Genomic DNA, 19,703 nt, shown 5'->3' with positions numbered 1-19,703 from the left:
ATCGCGACGGAACATTCCCTCGCATCAAAGGGTCACGCCATGAAAGAAATCTCCTGCAAGCTGCTGGTCATCGGCGCCGGGCCCGGCGGCTACGTCTGCGCTATCCGTGCCGGCCAGCTCGGCATCGATACGGTGATCGTTGAAGCCGGCAAACCGGGCGGCACCTGTCTCAATGTCGGCTGCATCCCGTCCAAGGCGATGATCCATGCGGCGGAAGAGTTCGAGAAGGTCGCGCATATGGCCGGCGGCAGCAGTCCGCTCGGCATTTCTGTGGCGGCTCCGGTGCTCGATCTCGGCAAGACGGTTGCGTGGAAGGACGGCATTGTTAGCCGGCTGACCGGGGGCGTTGCCGGGCTACTGAAGAAGGCCAAGGTCAAGACCGTCTATGGCTGGGCGACGTTCCGCGACGGCAAGACCGTCGCGGTCGAGACCGAGACCGGCACCCAGATCATCCGCGCCGAAACGGTTGTGATCGCCACCGGCTCGGCGACGGTGGAACTGCCGTTCCTGCCGTTCGGCGGCCCGGTGATTTCATCCACAGAAGCGCTGGCTCTCGGCGAGGTGCCGAAAAAGCTCGCCGTGGTCGGCGGCGGCTATATCGGGCTGGAACTCGGCATGGCGTTCGCCAAAATGGGCGCCGCGATGACCGTGGTCGAGGCGCTGCCGCGCGTGCTGGCGCAGTATGATGCGGAACTGACCCGGCCGGTGGTGAAACGGCTGGCCCAGCTCGGCGTCGAGGTGATGCTTGGCGCCAAGGCCAAGGGGGTCAAGGGCGACGCGCTGCTGGTCGAGACCGCGGACGGCAAGAGCACCAAAATCGCGGCAGACAAGATCCTGGTCACGGTCGGCCGCAAGCCGGTGACGGAGGGCTGGGGCCTCGATCAGATCGATCTCGACATGGCCGGCAAGTTCATCAAGATCGACGACCAGTGCCGCAGCTCGATGCGCGGCATCTATGCCATTGGCGACGTCACCGGCGAGCCGATGCTGGCGCACCGGGCGATGGCGCAAGGCGAAATGGTGGCCGAGATCGTCGCCGGCCACAAGCGCAGCTGGGACAAGCGCTCGATCCCGGCCGTCTGCTTTACCGATCCGGAGCTGGTGACGGCAGGGCTAACGCCGGAGGAGGCGAAGGCGCTGGGCGAAATCAAGATCGGCCAGTTCCCCTTCGCCGCCAACGGCCGGGCGATGACGAAACTCGGCGAGGACGGGTTCGTCCGCGTCGTGGCGCGCGCGGACAACCATCTGGTGCTGGGCATCCAGGCGGTCGGGCAAGGCGTGTCGGAACTGGCGGCGGCATTCGGCCTGGCGCTGGAAATGGGCGCGCGGCTGGAGGATATCGCCGGGACCATCCATGCGCATCCGACGCAAGGCGAAGGCTTCCAGGAAGCGGCGCTGAAGGCGCTGGGCCACGCGCTGCATATTTGAAGTGCGCTTACCCTCCCCTTGTGGGGAGGGTCGATCCGCTTAGCGGAGCGGGGTGGGGGTCCTCGCCGACCGTCAGCGCTCACCCCCACCCCGTCTCGCCATCTCCGCTTCGCTCCGACCGCGAGCCGACCCTCCCCACAAGGGGGAGGGTGGCCGCTCAGCCGTTGGTTGTCGCAGATCAGCGGAATGTACTAAGTGTCGGTCCATGGACACCGGCCTGAAGAAATACATCGCCATACGCTACAACATCGCCGCTGGCTTCAAGCCAAGCCAGTGGGACGGAAAGGGCCGCGCCAATCTCGACCCGGTCTGGCTGGTCGAGCGCCTGGCGTTGTTCGACACCTATTGCGCGTCGTCGCTCGAAGGCCAGTCGCTGAAGGATTTTGCCGTCCTTGTGGCGTTCGATGCCGATACGCACGAGAACTATATTCGCACCGTGTGCAGCTGCGTGACCGGTGTCGACGTCAGGCCGATCCTTGTCGAGGCCGGCGAGGATTACAATGATCGCTTCAATGCCTTCGTCCAGGCCGATACCGATGCCGACTATGTTTCGCTCACGCGGCTCGACAGCGACGACGCGCTGGCGCCGACCTTCATGGAGCGCGTCGAGCACTACGCGCGCCGGGAGATCGAAAAGGGTGTGGTGGACCTGCAGCCGCTCTACATTGCCTTTCCGGACGGCCAGAATTTCGACACGGCAAGCGGACGCTACACGCACCACGACTATGTCACGTCGGCGTTCGGCACGCTGGTCGAAAGGAGATCGCCGGCGATGAGCGGCGTCTACAGCGAGCACCACGCAAAAATGGCGACGCGCTTCAACACCGTCGTGGCGGCATCGAAGGGCGCGCAATGGTGCATCGTCATCCATGGCAACAACGCCGCCAACGTGTTGAGGGGGAAGCCGGTCTCGGGGCCGTCCTTTACGGTGGGCCGACCGGGTGTCGAACCCGAGGTGCCAGCGCGAAGGCAAAGCGCGCCACGACAGACGACGCAGCCCCGCATGGCGCCGCGAACCGCGGGCAACTTCATCCGGTTTCTGCTCGGACGACCGATGGCTCTGCGGAAGTAGCGGGCGCTTTACCCTCCCCCTTGTGGGGAGGGTTGATCCGCGGAGCGGAGCGGGGTGGGGGTCCTCGCCAACCGTCGGCGCTCACCCCCACCCCGTCTCGCCATCTCCGCTTCGCTCCGATTGCGCGCCGACCCTCCCCCCAAGGGGGAGGGTGAAGTAGCTCAGCTCGCCAGCCGGCTCACCATCTCGTGCTGCGCATAAGCGCGCCCAAAACGATTGGCGAGAAACGCATCCAGCGCGATGTCTTCCTGCTTGACGAAACCGGTCGCCGGCAAGGTGCCGTCGGCCAGCATGTCGAGCACGGCGCAGATGCCGGACGCGGTGGTGATCTGGATTGCGCTGCGCACCTGGCTGCCAATGCGCTGCGAATAGATCTTGTTGGCGTAGGTTTCCTGCAGCAGGCGGCCATTGCGGCGGCCCGAGACGGTGACGAAGACGATGACCACGTCCTGCAGCGTTGCCGGCAGGGCGCTCTCGAAGATATCCTTCAGCACGTCGCGGCGGTGGCGCAGGCCGAGATCGTTGAGCAGCGCCTTCATGATCGCCGCGTGGCCGGGATAGCGGATGGTGCGGTAGTTCAGCGTGCGCACCTTGCCCTTCAGCGTCTCGGCCAGCGTGCCGAGACCGCCGGAGGTGTTGAAGGCCTCATAGGTGACGCCGTCGAGCGAGAACTCTTCGCGCTCCTCCAGCGGCGGCACCTCGATCAGCTCGCCCTCGACGATCGCCTCGCAGGGTTCGCAATATTCGTTGATGACGCCGTCGGTGCTCCAGGTCAGATTGTAGTTCAGCGCATTGGACGGGTATTGCGGCAGCGCGCCGACGCGCATGCGAACGCTTTCCAGCGTGTCGAAGCGGCTGGCGAGATCGTTGGCGACGATCGAGATGAAGCCCGGCGCCAGGCCGCATTGCGGAATGAAGGCGCTGTTGCCCGACTTGGCCAGCTCCTTGACGCGGCGGGTGGAGACGACGTCCTCGGTCAAATCGAGATAGTGTACGCCGGTGGCGGCCGCGGCCTCGGCGATGCGAGTGGTCAAATGGAAGGGGGCGGCGCTCAGCACGGCGAAGGCGCCGGCAAGGGCGGCCTCGAGTGCGCCCGGCGCTGCGATATCGAGCTCCAGCCCCTCGACGCCGGCGGGAAGTTCGGCCGCGGCAAGCTGCGCCGCCGCGCGGTCGACAACGGTGACGCGGTAGTCGCCGCTGTCGGCGAGCATGCCTGCAATGGTGGAGCCGATCTTGCCGGCGCCGACGACGATGATTTTCTTCATGACCTTGCCCCTCGTGAAAACTCTTTGGCCCAGACCGCCGCGCGGTGGACGCGATGCCTTCAAGAATCGCAGCTTGCCTGTCGAAAGGAAGCGTGGGATCGTTCGAAATGAACCCTGCAATTGAACGATACGCCGACGAGGTTCGTCGAAATGCTCAGTGACGCCGAACAAAAACTGCTTTCCCTGCTGCGCGCCAATGCCCGCGCGTCGACCACTGAGCTGGCGCGCCAGCTCTGCGTTTCGCGCACGACAGTGCAGAGCCGGATCGAGCGGCTGGAACAGCGCGGCATCATCACCGGCTATGGCGTGCGGATGGCGCCGGACTACGAGCAGGGGCTTGTGCGGGCGCATGTGCTGCTCACCGTCACGCCCAAGCTCGCCGACAAGGTGGTGCGGGCGCTGCAGGCGCTGCCGCCGGTACGGACGCTGCACTCGGTGAGCGGCAATTTCGACATGATCGTCATCGTCGACGCGCCGTCGATCAGGGATCTGGATGCGTTGCTGGACGAGATCGGGGCGATGGACGGGGTCGAGCGGACGTCGTCGTCGATTATTTTGTCGACACGGATCGATCGGTAGGTGGAACGCATGAGCCGCTAATCTCCCCCGTGCGGGGGAGATGGCCGGCAGGCCAGAGGGGGTCGGTTCGACTGGGCTCGGCCTACCTGCCGCTGCAGAAGGAGGTTAGCGCTCCACGCGAGGCGACCCCCTCTGTCGCCTTCGGCGACATCTCCCCCTCAAGGGGGGAGATTAGCTGCTAAGCCGCCGCCGTTCCGGCTCGCTATCCAGCCACGCCACATCCTCCGCCGACAGCTTGATATCCAGCGCCTTCAAACTGTCCTCCAACTCGTCCAGCGTGCGCGGGCCGATCAACGGCACCGACGGAAAAGGCTGCGCCAGCACATAGGCGAGCGCGATGTGGATCGGACTTTTGCCCAGGCGCTGCGCCAGCTCGATGGCACGGTCGCGGCGGCCGAAATTTTTTTCCGAGTACCAGACCCGCACCAGCTCCTCATTGTCCTGCTTGTCGCGGCCGGCGCGGTCGGTGAAGAAGCCGCGGCCCTGGCTCGACCAGGCGAAGTTGGGCATCTGCCTTTTCGTCAGCCAGGATTTCCAGTCGTCGGTCGACGAGGTGATGCAGCCGGCCCAGATCGGCTCCAGCATCTCGGCCAGCGAGAAATTGTTCGAGAGCACGCCGGGCTTCTGCTTGCCGGTGCGCTCGGCATAGGCAATCGCCTCGTCCATGCGCGCCATCGTCCAGTTCGAGCCGCCGAACGGGCCACGGATGCGGCCGGCCTTGACCTCGGCGTCCATCGCATCGACGAATTCGCCGACCGGCACATCCGGGTTGTCGCGGTGCATGAAATAGAGGTCGACATGGTCGGTCTGCAGCCGGTCCAACGACTGGGCGAGCTGCTTGCCGATGACATCGGGATAGCAGAGCGGCGAGTGGGCGCCCTTGGCGATAATCACCGACTGCTCGCGCACGCCGCGATTCCTGAGCCACTGGCCAAGCAGCGTTTCGGTGTAGCCGGCGCCGTAGACATAGCCGGTATCGAACAGATTGCCGCCGGTCTCGAAGAAGGCGTCGAGCAGGATTGCGCCCGACGAGAAGGTGCGGAAATCCTCGAAGCCGAGCGCCACCACGGAGGCCGGCTTCGACAGGCCCGCAATCTTGCGCTTGCCGATGGCGGTGCCGCCGGTGCGCAGCGGCCGGCCCGAAAGGGTGTTCGTTCGCTTAGCCGGCTTTTCGATCTCATATTCGAGCCCGACGGCAGCGCGCCATTTGTCGAGCACACGCAGCGTGCCGAGACTGTCGGCCCAGCCCATGCCCGGCCAGGCGAATTCCTGTTTGCCGGCCAGGATCGCCTCGCCGGCGGCGTCGACCTCGAAGGAATAGAGATGGCGGGTTTCGTTGACGCTGATGGTCTCGCGCGTGTCGTCGGCGAGAGTTACATCGATCCGGCCAGGGCCGCCATCGCGGTTGCCGCCGCCGGCGAACCAGAAATCCGGCACCTCGATGCGGCCCTTGGTGCCGAGGATGCGCAGGACATTGTCCTGTTTCAGCGAGATGCTGCAGGACACCTCGGCAACTATTCCACCGGGAAAATGCAGCAGCGCCGAGGCCCATTCGTCGACGCCGGACTTGCCGAGATGGGCGGTGCCGACAACCTTGTCCGGCTCGGCGAAGGGTTTTCCAGTCGCAGCCCCGGCAATCAGCCGCACCATCGAGACGGGATAGCCGCCGACATCGAGGATGCCGCCGCCGGCGAGATCGTTGGCGTAGAGCCGGTGCTCGGGCATGAAGCCCGGCATGGCGAAGCCGAAGCTCGACTTCATCAGCCTGACATCGCCGATGACGCCCGACTTGATGAGTTCCACCAGCTTCGCCGTCTGCGGGTGCAGCCGGTACATGAACGCTTCGCCGAGGAAGGTGCCGGCCTTGCGCGCAGCATGGATCATGGCGTCGGCCTCGAAGGCGGTCAGCGCCAGCGGCTTTTCGCACAGCACATGCTTGCCGGCTTCCGCCGCCTTGATTGCCCATTCGGCATGGCCGGGATGCGGGATGGCGATATAGACGGCGTCGACCTCGGGGTCAGCGAGCAGCGCGTCGTAACCGTCGAGGATGCGGGCGCCGGGAAACGTCTCGGCCAGGCCTGCCTTGCCGGGATTGCGGGCGCCGAGCGCCACGATCGTGCCGGTGCGCGAGCCTGCCACGCCGCGGGCGAACGCTTTGGCGATGTCGCCAGGCCCGAGTATCCCCCAGCGGATGGGCGCGATTGCAGTCATGGTCATTCTCCTTGCAAGGCTGGAAGCGCTCAGCGCAGCCGCTGGCCGTTTTCGTCGAACAGATAGGATTTGCGGATGGACACGGTGATCTCCTGGGTGTCGGGGACCTTTGCCGCGTCGCGCTGGATCACCAGGTCTTCGCCATGGGCGGTCCTGGCATAGATGAAGCTGGTGCCGCCGAGATGCTCGACCACGTCGATGCCGACGGTGAGGTCGGCGTCGCCTTCGCCGCCATTGCCGAAATGTTCGGGCCGCACGCCGACAATGACCTTGGCTCCTGTTTGCGGCACGGCGCCGGTCAACGGTTGCATAATGCGGGTCATTTCCTCGCCCACCAGCTCGACGGTGACGCTGCTCATGTTGCGCCCGACGACGCGGCCCTTGATGAAATTCATCTTCGGCGAGCCTACAAAGCCGGCGACGAACTGGTTGTCGGGATTGTCGTAGAGATCGAGCGGCCTGCCGATCTGCTCGACATGGCCACCGCGCAGCACGACGATCCGGTCGGCCAGCGTCATCGCCTCGGTCTGGTCGTGGGTGACATAGATCATCGTTGTGCCGAGTTCCTTGTGCAGGCGCGAGATCTCGACCCGCATCTGGACGCGCAGCTCGGCGTCGAGATTGCTCAACGGCTCGTCGAACAGGAAGACTTGCGGTTCGCGCACGATGGCGCGGCCAATGGCGACGCGTTGGCGCTGGCCGCCGGACAATTGCCTCGGCCGCCGCGCCATCAACTCTGTGATGCGCAGGATTTCGGAGGCCCGCTTCACCCGCCGCTCGGTGTCCTCCTTGGGGTTGCCGGTCATCCTGAGACCAAAGCTCAGATTCTGCTCCACGCTCATGTGCGGGTAGAGCGCGTAGGACTGGAACACCATGGCGATGCCGCGCTCGGCCGGCTCGACATCGTTCATCACCTTGCCGCCAATGGCGATCTCGCCGCCGCTGATATCCTCCAGCCCGGCGATCATCCTGAGCAGCGTCGATTTTCCACAACCCGACGGGCCGACAAAGACGACGAACTCGCCATCGGCGATATCGATGTTGGCGCCATGGATGATCTCATAGACGCCGAAGCGTTTTACGACATTGGTGAGGGTGACTGCCGCCATATCGCTCTAGTCCTACTTGACGGCGCCGGCGGCGATGCCGGCGATGAAATGGCGCTGCAGCAGCACGAAGACGACCAGCATCGGTACGGTCAGCATGACGGCGCCGGCCATGATGCCGCCCCATGAGACCTTGGTCAGGCCGATCAGCGTGCCGAGCGCCACAGGGGCCGTCATGGCGCCGGGCTGGCTGTTGATCAAAAGCGGCCAGAGATAATTGTTCCACGAGGCGAGGAACAGAATGATGGCGAGCGCCGCCAGCATCGGCCGCGCCAGCGGCAAAGCGACGAACAGGAAGATGCGCCATTCCTTGACGCCCTCGACACGTGCCGCGTCGAAAAGGTCGGCCGGCATCATCGAGAAAGCCTGGCGCATGAACAGCACGCCCAGCGAATTGAACAAGGGTGGCACGATCAGCGCAATCCAGGTGTTGGCGAGCTGGAAGTCGCGCGCCACCATGATGAATTGCGGGATCAGCACCACCGCATAGGGCAGCGTAATGGTGCCGAGGATGATCGCCACCACCGCGCCCTTGCCGAAGAACTGATAGCGGGCGAGCGCCCAGCCGGCCATCGAGGTCAGCAGCACCGAGAAGAAGGTGTAGGTCACCGCCACCGCCACCGAAATACCGATAGCGCCGACGAAATTGGTGTCGCGCTGCAGGTTGTTGAAATTGTCGACGAAATTGCCGTGCGGCAGAAGCTCTATGCCGGGGCTGAAAATGCCGTTGTCGGGCATGGTCGAAAACACCACCATCATCCACAGCGGAAACAGCCAGATCACCGCCAGCGGTGTCAGGACCAGATGCAGCAGGACGCTGCGGCCGAGCCGGCGTTGCGACGGCGAACTCATTTCGGCTCTCTTGTCAGCCACAGCTGCACCAGCGTGATGGCGATGGCCAGCCCCGCCATGGTGTAGGCGACGGCCGAGGCGTAGCCGAAATTGAGCGAGCGAAAACCCTGGCGGTAGAGCAGCAGGCCAAGCGTCTCGGTGCCGCCGCCGGGGCCGCCGCGCTCCGTGATCAGGAACGGCTCGGTGAACAGCTGCATGGTGCCGATGATCGACAGCACGGCGCAAAACACGATGACCGGCTTGAGCAGCGGCAGCGTTATGTAGAAGAACTGCTTGAGCTTGCTGACGCGGTCGAGCGTCGCTGCTTCATAGACGTCCTCGGGGATCGACTGCAGGCCGGCGAGCAGGATGATGGCGTTGTAGCCGGCCCAGCGCCAGGTTACCGCGATCATGATCAGCGCCATGGCCGGTGTGACGTTGGAGAACCAGTCGATCTTGGCCAGGCCGACGCCGGCGAGGAGCTTGTTGATGATGCCGAAATCCAGGTTGAACATCAGCCGGAACACGGCGGAATAGGCGACCTCGCCGACCACCACCGGAGCGAAGAAGGCAAAGCGGTAGAGGCCACGTGCTTTCAGCAGCGGCGAGTTCAGCAGCACCGCCATGATGATCGCCAGCGAGATCATCACCGGCACCTGGATGACGAGGATGAGCAGCGTGTTCTTCAGCGCGTTGAAGAAAGCGGGGTCGCCGATCAGGCGGCCCCAGTTGAACGTCGGCGCAAAGCGCCAGGGCACCGTGCGCGTCGCCTGGAAGGAAATCATGAACGAGGAGATGATCGGCCACACCCAGAAGATGGCGAAGATCAGGAGGTAGGGCGTGAGGAAGCGATAGGCCGTGGCGTTCTGGTAGCGCATGGTTCCTCCTCCTTCCTCTTTCCCGGCTGATATCCGGCGTGTTGTTAGCCGGCGGACGCCGCCGGCAATTGGCGATCTGTTGGGCGAGAGCGTCCCTTTCCCCGCCACTATACGGGGAGAGGATGCCGGCAGGCAGGTGAGGGGCAGCGCCAACAGTCCGGCAAATTGCCCTATATCTGGCCCGCCAGCATCACCGCCTTGGTCACTTGATCGGCAGTCCCGTCGCCGAAGCGATCTGGCTGGCGGCGTCGTCGAGGGCGGCCTTGGCATCGGGATAGCCGCCGCCGAGATATTTGGTCTGCACGGCGCGCATGATGATTTCGGCGTCGCTCTGGAACGGCGTGCCGCGGCTCGGCACCACCTTGGGCAGCGTGGCGAGAATGTCCTTCCACACTGCCTGGCCGCCCCAATAGGGCAGGCCCTGCGAGACGTAGGGGTCGTCGAGGGCCGAGATCAGTGACGGCACTAGGCCGAAATCCCTGAGCATGGTGATCTGGCCTTCATTGGTCTCGAGCGTGTATTTCAGATAGGCGTAGGCGGCCTCCTTGTTCTTCGAGGCTGAGGTGATGGCGAGCGACGAGCCTCCGAGATTGGCCGCGCGGGGGCCGTCGGCGGTCAGGCTCGGCATTAGGTAGACACCCCATTTGCCGTTTTCGCCGGCGGATTCGGTGCGGATGGTGCCCTCATACCAGCCGCCATAGACCTGGGTGGCGACGGTGCCGGCGGTGTTGTTGGTGATCTTGGTGCCCCAGTCGGCCGACGAGATGATGCCGGCGTCCTTCATGTCCTTGATCTTGGCCAGCGTGTCGACGCATTTCGGCTGGTTGACGGTGATCGACTGCCCATCGGCGGCGAAATAGCCGCAGCCCTGTTCGTTGGAAATCATGCGGAAGAATTCGGTGTCGCCGTTGAAATCGGCATTGGTCATGGTGACGCCGGGATTGGCGGCCTGGACCTTCTTGCCGGCGGCGATGAAATCGTCCCAGGTCTTGATCGAGGCCGGATCGACGCCGGCCTTCTCGTAGAAGTCGCGGCGGTAGAAGGCGGCTACCGGGCCGGAATCCCACGGCATGGCATAGGCCTTGTCGCCGACCTCCAGTTCGGTGCGCTTGAAGTCCGGGAATTTCTTCTGGTCGTCGGCGGTGTAGCCCAGCGTGTGCAAATCGACGAAGCAATCGGGGAACTGGCTCCAGTAGTTCTCGGCCTCGCCGTTTTCGATCGAGACGATATCGGGCAGGCCGACGCCGCCGGCCGCACAGCCGGCGATCGACTTGTCATAGGTCGGCTGGTTGCCGAGATCCTGAACGGTGACCTTGACGTCGGGATACTGTTTGTTGAAGCCGGCCACCGTAGCCTTCAGCGACGAAGCGGCGATATTCCAGCTCCAGATCGTAATTTCGCCGGACTGCGCCAAAGCCGGGGCTGAGCCCAGGCCAAGCGCCAGCGCGGCACAGATCAGTGTCGTGCGCATTGAAATCCTCCCATTTCATTTGCTCTCTCTTCGCGAGCATGGCTAGACTAGGCGGCGCGGAAGGCTTGTCCCTGACAACGGGAATAAAAGATGGGCGGAAAGTAAGATGCCGGAACGGCCGTTTTACCAGCCTGGCGCCAGCAGCGTCGAAGGCCTGCCGATGGCTTTGCAGATGTTTCACAACCATCCGCTGGTGATGCTGAAGCCGCATTGGCATGCCCAGGTCGAGGTCAATTTCATCGTCCGCGGCAGCGTGCACTACCGCATGAACGAGCACGAGATCGCGCTCACGGCGGGCGACATGTGCCTGTTCTGGGGCGGGCTGCCGCACCAGATGGACGATCTCTCCGACGACGCCATCTATGCCGGCGCGCATCTGCCGCTGGTGCATTTCTTCCGCCTGCACCTGCCGACGGATGTCCGCCACCGGCTGATGACGGGCGCCACGCTGGTGACATCGGCGACCGACCAGGCCGATCATCACAATTTCGAACGCTGGAACCGCTATTTCCGCTCGGGCGATCCGGCGATAACCGAGCACGCCGTGAACGAGCTGCTGCTGCGGTTGGAGCGGGTGCGCTTCGAGCCCTACCGGCTGGTGCCGGAAACCGCCATCGGCCAGGAACCCGGCGGCCCGTTCGACCAGCAATCGCTGCGCAATGTCGGTCGCATGTGCGACTTCATCGCCGAGAATTTCCTCTACGACATAGACTGCGTCGACATCGCGGCGGCGGCCGACATCCATCCCAAATACGCCATGAGCATTTTCAAGAAGTCGACCGGCATGACGCTCAACGAATATATGAACCTGCTGCGGCTGAGCTATGCGCAGGCGCTTTTGATGCATGAAGACGCCAATGTGCTGCGCGTCGCCATGGATTCAGGCTTCGGCTCGCTCAGCGCCTTCAACAAATCCTTCCGCAAGCTGGCGGGGATGTCGCCCTCGGATTTTCGCCGGGGTGCGGTGGGCCGGTAGGTTCAACGGTCGTCTTGATCAACCCGCAGCCGTTCGGGTGGAAACATGTGCAAGGCTAATCGCGACCACCTTTGTCGACTGCGATCATCAACTTGGAGAATTGTCAGCGACTTCGCGTTTCATGAGCGCCTTCGACCTGGCTCTGGCGTTGTCATTTCAAGCCGGGACCGGTGCCCTCCGCCCGAGGAAACCCGACAATTACCGCCAGCCCAGGCCGGCGATCCTCCAGCGCAATCGTTGCACCATGCAGGTCGGCGATTGCCCGCACCAGGCTGAGGCCAAGGCCGCTGCCGGGCGTGGTGCGGCTGGAGTCGAGCCGGTAGAGCCGCTGGAACACTTTTTCGCGCTCCTGCGCCGGGATGCCGGGGCCATTGTCGGCGACCTCAGCCAGAATGCGGTCGCCTTGCCGCCGCACCGATAGAAGGATTGCCGTGCCATCGGGGCAATGCCGCAGCGCGTTCTCAACCAGATTGGCAAACAATTGCGTCAGCAGGTCGCGGTCGCCGTGGACCAGGCATGGCGTGCCGTGGACGATCGTGGCCGACAGCGACTTGCCGTCATCCTCGGCGACACCGGCGTAGATTTCGGCAATGGCATCGATGACGCCGGTGAGGTCGAGATCGACAAAGCGCGCCTTGCGGGCGCCGGCCTCGATCTGGGCAATACGCAACAGCGCATCGAAAGTATCGTTGATCTGCAGGCTTTCCCCACGTGCCTCCGCCAGCTCATCGGCAACGGCCTCACCCCGCGCGGTCCTGTCGGCCGCAGCTTCCAAAATCATCTGCAGCCGGTTGAGCGGCGTCTTCAGATCATGCGCGATGTCGGCGCTGACCTGGCGCATGCCGTCCACCAGCGCCGCCAGCCGCTCCAGCGCGGCGTTGACCTGGCGCGAGACGCCGTCAATGTCGTCGCCATTGCCGAGCAGTGGAATGCGGGCGTCGAGCCGGCCGTTGGAGACATCGTCCATGGTGGTGGCAATGCCGTCGAGGCGACGCTGCACACGCGACGCCAGCAAGGCGCCGCCAGCCACCGCCAGCCCTGAAATGATCAGGGTGGCCCAGCCGAAGTTCATCAAAACGATGCGTTCCAGCTCCTCGGTTTCGGAAAGCGAAAAGGCAATTGTCAGGCTGTTGGGCCCGACCGAACCGGTCCAGGCGCGGTACATAGTGTCCGGCGCAACGCCTGGCAGGGAAGCGGCAAAATCGGAAAAGCCATCCGGAAGGTCGGCGGCGGTGAAATTCCCGGCCAGATGATTGCCGGCGGGATCGGTGAGCGAGAACAGCTGTTCCTTGCTCGGGCTGAGCGCGGCGTGGCTGTCGACTGCCGAAACCAGATCCTCCCGGTCGTTTCCGGCATAGGTCACCGCCACGACCGAATAGGTCTCCTTGACCGACTGGTCGAGCTGCTCGGCAAGATCCGCGCTCATCAGCTGGTAGACGATGGCGCCTGACAGGATGAAGGCGAGCACGAACAGCAAGGCGAAGGTCAGGGCCAGCCGAAACGGCGTGCTGCGCAGCAGGCGAGAGCCTGTCTCAGTCATAGTGCGTTTCAGTCATTGCAAGCTTCAGTCATGGCAAGTTTCTGTCATGCCGCGCCTCAGTCGTGAACACTGTAGCCAGTGCTGCGCACGGTGTGGATCAACGCGGTTTCGAACGGCCTGTCGATCTTGGCGCGCAGCCGGCTGATATGGGTTTCGACGACGCTGGTCTTGGGGTCGAAGTGAAAATCCCAGACCCGTTCCAGAAGCATGGTGCGGGTGATGACGCGGCCCTCGCCGCGCATCAGCACTTCGAGCAGGCTGAATTCGCGCGGCTGCAGGTCGATCGCCTGGCCCTGCCTGGTGACGCGGCGCTGGATCAGGTCCATTTCGAGGTCGGCGATGCGCAGCGTCGTCTTCAGCTCCTGCACCGCAGGGCGACGGCCGAGCGCGTTGATGCGGGCGAGCAGTTCGGAAAAGGCGAATGGCTTGACGAGATAGTCGTCGCCGCCGGCCTCGAGCCCTTCAACCCTGTCGTCGACGCCGCCGACCGAGGTCAGAAAGATCGCCGGCGTACGCACGCCCGCTGCCCGCACCGCCTTGATCATCGACAGGCCGTCGAGGCCGGGCAGCATGCGGTCGACGACGATCACGTCATAGGCGTCGCGTGTCGCGGCAAACAGCGCGTCGCGGCCATCGCGGCTGAGGTCGCAGATATGGCCTGCCTCGCCAAGGCCCTTGACGACATAGTCGGCGGTGCGTGGGTCGTCCTCGACAAGGAGAAGTCGCATCGTTGTTCCGATCGTTGGCGATTGAGCAGTTCCCGGCTCTCGAACCTTATCCGGTTGCGACAACAGGTCGACCACCAAGCACCCAGCCTTGCGGCTTTTTCTTGGCGGCAGATCGCTCCGCTCAGCAGGTTGATCAAAGGGACATTGACACTCGAAAGCTGCGCTCTAGCGTGCGACACATCCGGTTACGCAATCATTAGGCTAATCGAGTCAGGGGACAAGAAATGACGACGATTGCCGATGTCGCGCGCCATGCCGGAGTGTCGGTCGCAACCGTCTCGCATGTGATGAACCGCACGCGCCATGTCGAGCCTGAGACGGCCGAGCGCGTGCATTCGGCCATCGCCGCCTTGCGCTACAGCCCGAACACGCTGGCGCGCAGCCTGAGGCGCGGCGAGACCAAGACCATCGGCCTGCTGCTGCCGGACAATTCCAACCCGTTCTTCGCCGGCGTGGCGCGCCAGATCGAGGATGCCGGCTTCCTTGCCGGCTATACTGTGATCCTGTGCAACTCCGACGGCAGCGCCGAGAAGGAGGAGCGCTACCTCCAGGTGCTGATGGCCAAGCAGATCGACGGGCTGATCTTCGCCGGCTCGTCGGATCATGCGCGGGTGTTCTCCAGCCTTCTGCCCGGCGTCCCGGCGGTGCTGCTCGACCGCGAGATCCATTCGGTCAATGTCGATTCGGTGCTGGTCGATCACGATCATGGCGGCTATCTCGCCGGCCGCTATCTGGCCGGGCTCGGCCACGAGAAGATCGGCGTCATCGGCGGCCCGCGCGATTCCAGCTCCAGCCCGGCCCGCCTGCGCGGCTTCGCCAGGGCGCTGCAGGAAGCCGGCCTCGACCTGCCGCCGGCCTCGGTGGTGGATTCCGACTACCACTTCGCCGGCGGCCGCACGGCGATGGAGCGGCTGATGGCGCAGGCGCCGGGGATCACGGCGCTGTTTGCCTGCAACGATCTGATGGCCATGGGCGCGCTGACAGTGCTGCGCGGGCGCGGATTGCGGGTCCCCGGCGACATGTCGATGATCGGCTTCGACGACATCCCCTATGCCGTCACCACCTGGCCGCCGCTGACGACGATCGCACAGCCGGTCGAGAAGATCGGCACCCGCGCCGTCAGCCTGCTGCTCGAGCGGGTTGCCGAGCCTGCGGCGCATTCGCGCCGCGAAGTGCTCACCCCGGTGCTCGTCGAACGGGAGAGCTGCGCGCCGTTGAGCGGCTGAAGTCCCTCAGGCGGCGGCCGGCTGCAGCGCTGCCCTGAGCAGCATGCCGAAGAGGTCGCGCGGCTCGTCGGGATCGGCGAGCAGGTCGAGCTCCTCGTAGAGGCCGGTGGCCTGAAGCTGGTCTCTGACATAGCGCAGCGCGGAAAAATCCTCGGTGGCGAAGCCGACGGAATCGAACAAGGTGATCTGTTCCGCCGTCTTGCGGCCTTCCGCCTTGCCGGTCATCACCTGCCACAACTCGGTCACCGGATGGTCGGCGTGGAGCTGCTGGATTTCGCCCTCGATGCGCGTCTGCGGCGAGAACTCGACGAAGATGTCGGAGCGCAAAAGGATGTCGCGGTGCAGTTCCGTCTTGCCGGGGCAGTCGCCGCCGACCGCGTTGATGTGCACGCCGGAACCGACCATGTTGTCGGTCAGAATGGTGGCGGACAGCTTGTCGGCGGTCACCGTGGTGATGATGTCGACGCCTTCCACAGCATCCTGGCCGGTCGCGCAGATGGTGATGTCAAAGCCTTTGCCGGCGAGGTTGCGGGCGCATTTCTCGGAAGCCGAGCGGTCGATGTCGTAGAGCCGCAGCCGGTCGATGCCGAGCAGCGCTTTGAAGGCGACAGCCTGGAATTCGGACTGGGCGCCATTGCCGATGATGGCCATCGAGCGCGCGCCTTTCGGCGCCAGATATTTGGCCGCGACAGCGGAGGTCGCCGCGGTGCGCAGCGCCGTCAGGATCGTCATTTCGGTGAGCAGCATCGGATAGCCGGAGCCGACATCGGCGAGCACGCCGAAGGCGGTGACGGTCTGGCGCCCCTCGCGCATGTTCTTGGGATGGCCGTTGACATATTTGAAGCCGTATAGCCGGCCGTCGCTGGTCGGCATCAGTTCGATGACGCCGTCATGGCTGTGCGAGGCGATGCGCGGCGTCTTGTCGAACAGCTCCCAGCGGCGAAAATCCTCCTCGATATAGGCGGCGAGTTCGGTGAGGAACCGCTCGACGCCGATGGTCAGCACCAGCTTCATCATGCGGTCGACGCTGACGAAGGGGACGATGGCAAGGCGGGAAGGCTGGGTCATGCAATGCTTCCGGAATGGCTGCGGGTCGGGCGGTCCATGATGCGCCGGCCCATCAGGCTGGCGGCGAGGTCGACAATCAGCGTGGCGGTGCGGCCGCGCTCGTCGAGGAACGGGTTGAGCTCGACCAGATCAAGGCTGGAGACCAGGCCGCTGTCGGACAGCATCTCCATCACCAGGTGCGCCTCGCGGAAGGTGGCGCCGCCGGGCACGGTGGTGCCGACGGCCGGCGCGATGGAGGGGTCGAGGAAGTCGACGTCGAGGCTGACATGCAGCAGGCCGTTTTCCTTTTCGACGATGGCCAGGAAGGCGCGCAGCAAAGGTGCGACGCCGTGCTCGTCAATGGTGCGCATGTCGTGCACGGTAACCCCCGCTTCGCTCAGCGCCCGGCGCTCCGCCGGATCGACGCTGCGCAGGCCCATGACGCAGATGTGGGCAGGGTCGACGGCGACAGGCAGGTCCGGGAAATAACCGTTGAAGCCCGGCCGGCCGCTGGCATAGGCGAGCGGCACGCCGTGCAGATTGCCGCTGACGGTGGTATCGAGCGTGTGGAAATCGGGATGTGCGTCGAGCCACAGCACGAAGAGCGGCCGGCCGCATTCGGCGGCGCGGCGGGCTATGCCCGACACCGTGCCGGCCGATATCGCGTGGTCGCCGCCAAGGAAGATCGGCATGGCGTTCCGCGAAGCCGCATAGGCGGTCTCGGCTATCGCCGCCGTCCAGGCGGAAATCTCCGGTAGGGCCTTCAGCGCGAGATTGCCATGGACGATTGCGCGCACGGCGGCCGGTTGCACCGCGCCCCAGTCCTCGACCTCGTGGCCAAGTTCCGACAGCACCGAGACAAGCCCGGCCGTGCGCAGCGCGCTTGGCCCCATCTCGCATCCCATCCTGCCGGCGCCGTCCTGCACCGGCGCGCCAACGATCCTGCAGCGCATGTTTCTTGTTGTCCTTGTAAATTGATTGGGCGGTTGATGCGTGGAATGAACCATCCCGGCCCGGCAGTATGAACAGGCGAAATTGGCATTTCGAGAAGAATGATTTATCAATCCGATAAGTCAGTTTGGTCAAAGTGGATAGAATCATGGACTTGCTCGACGAAAGGCTGGTCACGCTGCTCAGGCATGATGCCCGGCGCAGCATCTCCGATCTCGCGGTCGATCTCGGGGTGTCGCGCGCCACGGTCAGGGCGCGCATGGAGCGGCTGGAAAAAACGGGCGAGATCATCGGCTACACGGTGGTGCTGCGCGCCGACGCGGTCGACCAGCGGATACGCGGCGTGATGATGATCGAGATCGAGGGCCATGCCGCCGACCGCGTGGTCCGGGCGCTCGGCGGCCTCGCCGAGGTTTCGACCATTCACACCACCAATGGCCGCTGGGACCTGGTGGTCGAACTCGGAACGGCGTCGCTCACCGATTTCGACGCGGTGCTTAGGCGGATACGGCTCATCCCGGGGATAACCGGCAGCGAGACAAGTCTGCTGCTGGCGACGCCGCGCACCACAAGGGCAAGGTTGGCGTAGCCGTCGTTCCGGCCGGCGTGTTCACGCAAAGCTTTGTGACGGATCTGGCGAATGGGTCGCCTGCCTGCGAAATCTCATTGAGGGCGGAGCTATCCTCCACGTGACGGAGGAAGCCGGCATGACGCGAGATTGCACCAGCTTGAACGGTGCAAGGACCGGATGCTTGCCACAGGCCAAGGCTGATGGCAGGATAAAAGGCCGCAACGTGCGGCCTCTGGCGGCCGTTGTGTTTCGATGGATTATGAAGCATTTTCCCAAGGTGCAGGTTCTCCTCACAATGTGCGGCAGCCTCGTTTCGCCTTGGTCGCCCTTGATTTTTCGCAATGTGCGCTTTGCCTGCCTCAGGCGGCAGGGCATTTAATTCCACGGGGTCAAGCCTCATGACAGAGATTTGTGCTCGGGCCGTCTATCGTCGGCGAAGACAAGGCATGGCGCCACAATCAGCGCCCCTGGCATTCGTGACCTGGTGAAGAATGCCGTTGCGTACCTCTCGCCCCCATGTTTCAAAACAGGTCGATAGACCCGTGAGAATGGTTTCGAAGCCTGCGGGGTTGCCCACGGTCCGGCGAGAATTCTAAAAGACGTTCACAATGACACAGCACGCAAAAGACGCACGAATTCTCATGTACAGCCACGACACGTTCGGGCTCGGCCATCTGCAGCGCTGCCGAACGATCGCGCATTCGCTGGTCGGGGATTTCCGCGGACTTCAGGTGCTAATCATTTCGGGCGCCACCATCGCCGGCGCCTTCGACTACCGCGCCCGCGTCGACTTCGTGAAGATCCCCAGCGTCATCAAGCTGCGAAACGGCGAATACACCTCGCTGGAAAAGGACATCGATCTGCACGAGACGCTAAGGATGCGGCAGTCGATTATCCGCCACACGGCCGAGAGCTTCCGGCCGGATATCTTCATCGTCGACAAGGAACCGCTGGGGCTGCGCGGAGAGATCGAGGATACGCTGTCCTACCTCAAGACGCGGGGCACCACGCTCGTGCTTGGCCTGCGCGAGGTGATGGACGCGCCGCATTTGCTCGAAGCGGAGTGGGCACGCAGGGATGTGATGCGCAAGATCGGCCTGTTCTACGACAAGGTCTGGGTCTATGGCCCGCCGGATTTCTACGATCCGCTGACCGGCCTGGAGGTGCCGCCGGCGGTCAGGGCAAAGATGAAGTTCGTCGGTTTCCTGCAACGGAGCCTGCAGCAGAACCAGTTGCCCGGCCACCGGCCCGAGGGCGACTATATCCTGGTTACCACCGGTGGCGGCGGTGACGGCGCCGACCTGATCCACAACGTCATCGAGGCCTATCAGCAGGATCCGCTATTGCAGCACCGGGCGCTGATCGTCCTTGGGCCCTACATGCCGGCGCGCAAGCGCAACAAGCTGGTCAGGAAAGGGGCCAAGATCCCCTACGTCAAGATCATCGAATTCGACAACCGCATGGAAGAGCTGATTGCCGGCGCCAAGGCGGTGGTGGCGATGGGCGGCTACAACACCTATTGCGAGATACTGTCTTTCGACAAGCCGGCGCTGATCGTGCCGCGCGTCACGCCGCGCGAGGAACAGCTGATCCGGGCACGGCGCGCAGCCGAACTCGGCCTCATCGAGATGCTTTTGCCTGAGGAAGCCGAGGATGCCCAGCGGTTTGCCGATGCGCTGCAGGTTTTGCCGGGCCGGCCCCGCCCATCGCAGAGCAATGCGCATCTGACGCTGGAAGGGCTGCCTCATATTTCCGAAATCGTCGCGGAACTGCTCGACCGGCGGGCCGGCCATCACCTTTCGGTCATTGAAGGCATGAACTGA

17 protein-coding genes are annotated in these 19,703 nt (G+C 64.2%); 7 read left to right on the top strand and 10 right to left on the bottom strand.

Annotated elements, in window-relative coordinates:
- Window positions 1-39: 39 nt before the first annotated feature.
- Entirely contained in the window at window positions 40-1,428 is a 1,389-nt protein-coding gene (lpdA, locus tag ACYG9V_RS04275) for a dihydrolipoyl dehydrogenase (protein WP_352765802.1), read from the top strand.
- Window positions 1,429-1,633: 205 nt separating this feature from the next.
- Window positions 1,634-2,500: a glycosyltransferase gene (locus tag ACYG9V_RS04270; RefSeq protein ID WP_352765801.1), complete on the top strand. Its 867-nt coding sequence runs from the start codon at window positions 1,634-1,636 to the stop codon at window positions 2,498-2,500.
- Between the two features lie 161 nt (window positions 2,501-2,661).
- Here ACYG9V_RS04270 and ACYG9V_RS04265 read toward each other — a convergent pair whose 3' ends face one another.
- Entirely contained in the window at window positions 2,662-3,765 is a 1,104-nt protein-coding gene (locus ACYG9V_RS04265) for a saccharopine dehydrogenase family protein (protein WP_352765800.1), read from the bottom strand.
- A 150-nt stretch (window positions 3,766-3,915) separates the two neighbouring features.
- Here ACYG9V_RS04265 and ACYG9V_RS04260 point away from each other — a divergent pair, with 150 nt between their 5' ends.
- Window positions 3,916-4,344, top strand: a complete 429-nt coding sequence (locus tag ACYG9V_RS04260; RefSeq protein ID WP_352765799.1) for an Lrp/AsnC family transcriptional regulator — start codon at window positions 3,916-3,918, stop codon at window positions 4,342-4,344.
- 171 nt (window positions 4,345-4,515) lie between these two features.
- On the opposite strand, the gene ACYG9V_RS04255 is transcribed toward ACYG9V_RS04260, so the two are convergent.
- From ACYG9V_RS04255 to ACYG9V_RS04235, 5 genes are all read right to left on the bottom strand, one after another.
- Window positions 4,516-6,555 (bottom strand): aldo/keto reductase, encoded by a 2,040-nt coding sequence (locus ACYG9V_RS04255; RefSeq protein ID WP_352765798.1) that lies wholly within the window; start codon window positions 6,553-6,555, stop codon window positions 4,516-4,518.
- 29 nt (window positions 6,556-6,584) lie between these two features.
- Window positions 6,585-7,664 (bottom strand): ABC transporter ATP-binding protein, encoded by a 1,080-nt coding sequence (locus ACYG9V_RS04250; RefSeq protein WP_023706780.1) that lies wholly within the window; start codon window positions 7,662-7,664, stop codon window positions 6,585-6,587.
- 12 nt (window positions 7,665-7,676) lie between these two features.
- Window positions 7,677-8,513 carry a carbohydrate ABC transporter permease gene (locus ACYG9V_RS04245; protein ID WP_352765797.1) on the bottom strand — a complete coding sequence of 279 codons (837 nt, stop codon included), beginning with the start codon at window positions 8,511-8,513 and terminating at the stop codon, window positions 7,677-7,679.
- Window positions 8,510-9,370 (bottom strand): carbohydrate ABC transporter permease, encoded by an 861-nt coding sequence (locus ACYG9V_RS04240; RefSeq protein WP_023672163.1) that lies wholly within the window; start codon window positions 9,368-9,370, stop codon window positions 8,510-8,512. Before ACYG9V_RS04240 ends, ACYG9V_RS04245 begins: the two co-directional genes overlap by 4 nt.
- Before the next feature lie 202 nt (window positions 9,371-9,572).
- Entirely contained in the window at window positions 9,573-10,841 is a 1,269-nt protein-coding gene (locus tag ACYG9V_RS04235) for an ABC transporter substrate-binding protein (RefSeq protein WP_023726709.1), read from the bottom strand.
- A 106-nt stretch (window positions 10,842-10,947) separates the two neighbouring features.
- Here ACYG9V_RS04235 and ACYG9V_RS04230 point away from each other — a divergent pair, with 106 nt between their 5' ends.
- The gene (locus ACYG9V_RS04230) at window positions 10,948-11,817 is read left to right on the top strand and encodes a helix-turn-helix domain-containing protein (RefSeq protein ID WP_023706782.1); all 870 of its coding nucleotides are present in this window, start codon (window positions 10,948-10,950) and stop codon (window positions 11,815-11,817) included.
- Window positions 11,818-11,968: 151 nt separating this feature from the next.
- Here the strand turns inward: ACYG9V_RS04230 and ACYG9V_RS04225 are convergent, their stop codons facing one another.
- Window positions 11,969-13,357: a HAMP domain-containing sensor histidine kinase gene (locus tag ACYG9V_RS04225; RefSeq protein ID WP_023708792.1), complete on the bottom strand. Its 1,389-nt coding sequence runs from the start codon at window positions 13,355-13,357 to the stop codon at window positions 11,969-11,971.
- 56 nt (window positions 13,358-13,413) lie between these two features.
- Window positions 13,414-14,085: a winged helix-turn-helix domain-containing protein gene (locus ACYG9V_RS04220; protein ID WP_352765796.1), complete on the bottom strand. Its 672-nt coding sequence runs from the start codon at window positions 14,083-14,085 to the stop codon at window positions 13,414-13,416.
- 224 nt (window positions 14,086-14,309) lie between these two features.
- On the opposite strand from ACYG9V_RS04220, the gene ACYG9V_RS04215 reads away from it, so the two are divergent.
- A complete protein-coding gene (locus ACYG9V_RS04215) occupies window positions 14,310-15,311 on the top strand; it encodes a LacI family DNA-binding transcriptional regulator (protein WP_023742039.1) in 1,002 nt (333 codons plus the stop codon).
- Between the two features lie 6 nt (window positions 15,312-15,317).
- Here the strand turns inward: ACYG9V_RS04215 and ACYG9V_RS04210 are convergent, their stop codons facing one another.
- Both ACYG9V_RS04210 and rocF read right to left on the bottom strand, forming a co-directional pair.
- Window positions 15,318-16,379 carry an ornithine cyclodeaminase gene (locus tag ACYG9V_RS04210; protein ID WP_023706788.1) on the bottom strand — a complete coding sequence of 354 codons (1,062 nt, stop codon included), beginning with the start codon at window positions 16,377-16,379 and terminating at the stop codon, window positions 15,318-15,320.
- The gene (rocF, locus tag ACYG9V_RS04205; RefSeq protein ID WP_352765794.1) at window positions 16,376-17,311 is read right to left on the bottom strand and encodes an arginase; all 936 of its coding nucleotides are present in this window, start codon (window positions 17,309-17,311) and stop codon (window positions 16,376-16,378) included. The genes ACYG9V_RS04210 and rocF overlap by 4 nt, the downstream gene beginning before the upstream one ends.
- Before the next feature lie 146 nt (window positions 17,312-17,457).
- Here rocF and ACYG9V_RS04200 point away from each other — a divergent pair, with 146 nt between their 5' ends.
- Together ACYG9V_RS04200 and ACYG9V_RS04195 are read left to right on the top strand one after the other, a co-directional pair.
- The gene (locus ACYG9V_RS04200) at window positions 17,458-17,898 is read left to right on the top strand and encodes an Lrp/AsnC family transcriptional regulator (RefSeq protein WP_023685065.1); all 441 of its coding nucleotides are present in this window, start codon (window positions 17,458-17,460) and stop codon (window positions 17,896-17,898) included.
- 590 nt (window positions 17,899-18,488) lie between these two features.
- Window positions 18,489-19,703, top strand: coding sequence for a glycosyltransferase family protein (locus tag ACYG9V_RS04195; RefSeq protein ID WP_023754931.1), 1,215 nt, complete (start codon window positions 18,489-18,491; stop codon window positions 19,701-19,703).

Source organism: Mesorhizobium sp. W016 (assembly GCF_054719485.1).
The sequence above is the reverse complement of the archived record's forward strand: the minus strand, read 5'-3'. Positions and strand labels throughout refer to the sequence as shown.

What these genes read in the sequence shown, in the direction of transcription:
- lpdA (WP_352765802.1), top strand. Translation starts at nt 40, where the DNA reads ATGAAAGAAATCTCCTGCAAGCTGCTGGTCATCGGCGCCGGGCCCGGC.
- ACYG9V_RS04270 (WP_352765801.1), top strand. Translation starts at nt 1,634, where the DNA reads ATGGACACCGGCCTGAAGAAATACATCGCCATACGCTACAACATCGCC.
- ACYG9V_RS04265 (WP_352765800.1), bottom strand. Translation starts at nt 3,765, where the DNA reads ATGAAGAAAATCATCGTCGTCGGCGCCGGCAAGATCGGCTCCACCATT.
- ACYG9V_RS04260 (WP_352765799.1), top strand. Translation starts at nt 3,916, where the DNA reads ATGCTCAGTGACGCCGAACAAAAACTGCTTTCCCTGCTGCGCGCCAAT.
- ACYG9V_RS04255 (WP_352765798.1), bottom strand. Translation starts at nt 6,555, where the DNA reads ATGACTGCAATCGCGCCCATCCGCTGGGGGATACTCGGGCCTGGCGAC.
- ACYG9V_RS04250 (WP_023706780.1), bottom strand. Translation starts at nt 7,664, where the DNA reads ATGGCGGCAGTCACCCTCACCAATGTCGTAAAACGCTTCGGCGTCTAT.
- ACYG9V_RS04245 (WP_352765797.1), bottom strand. Translation starts at nt 8,513, where the DNA reads ATGAGTTCGCCGTCGCAACGCCGGCTCGGCCGCAGCGTCCTGCTGCAT.
- ACYG9V_RS04240 (WP_023672163.1), bottom strand. Translation starts at nt 9,370, where the DNA reads ATGCGCTACCAGAACGCCACGGCCTATCGCTTCCTCACGCCCTACCTC.
- ACYG9V_RS04235 (WP_023726709.1), bottom strand. Translation starts at nt 10,841, where the DNA reads ATGCGCACGACACTGATCTGTGCCGCGCTGGCGCTTGGCCTGGGCTCA.
- ACYG9V_RS04230 (WP_023706782.1), top strand. Translation starts at nt 10,948, where the DNA reads ATGCCGGAACGGCCGTTTTACCAGCCTGGCGCCAGCAGCGTCGAAGGC.
- ACYG9V_RS04225 (WP_023708792.1), bottom strand. Translation starts at nt 13,357, where the DNA reads ATGACTGAGACAGGCTCTCGCCTGCTGCGCAGCACGCCGTTTCGGCTG.
- ACYG9V_RS04220 (WP_352765796.1), bottom strand. Translation starts at nt 14,085, where the DNA reads ATGCGACTTCTCCTTGTCGAGGACGACCCACGCACCGCCGACTATGTC.
- ACYG9V_RS04215 (WP_023742039.1), top strand. Translation starts at nt 14,310, where the DNA reads ATGACGACGATTGCCGATGTCGCGCGCCATGCCGGAGTGTCGGTCGCA.
- ACYG9V_RS04210 (WP_023706788.1), bottom strand. Translation starts at nt 16,379, where the DNA reads ATGACCCAGCCTTCCCGCCTTGCCATCGTCCCCTTCGTCAGCGTCGAC.
- rocF (WP_352765794.1), bottom strand. Translation starts at nt 17,311, where the DNA reads ATGCGCTGCAGGATCGTTGGCGCGCCGGTGCAGGACGGCGCCGGCAGG.
- ACYG9V_RS04200 (WP_023685065.1), top strand. Translation starts at nt 17,458, where the DNA reads ATGGACTTGCTCGACGAAAGGCTGGTCACGCTGCTCAGGCATGATGCC.
- ACYG9V_RS04195 (WP_023754931.1), top strand. Translation starts at nt 18,489, where the DNA reads ATGACACAGCACGCAAAAGACGCACGAATTCTCATGTACAGCCACGAC.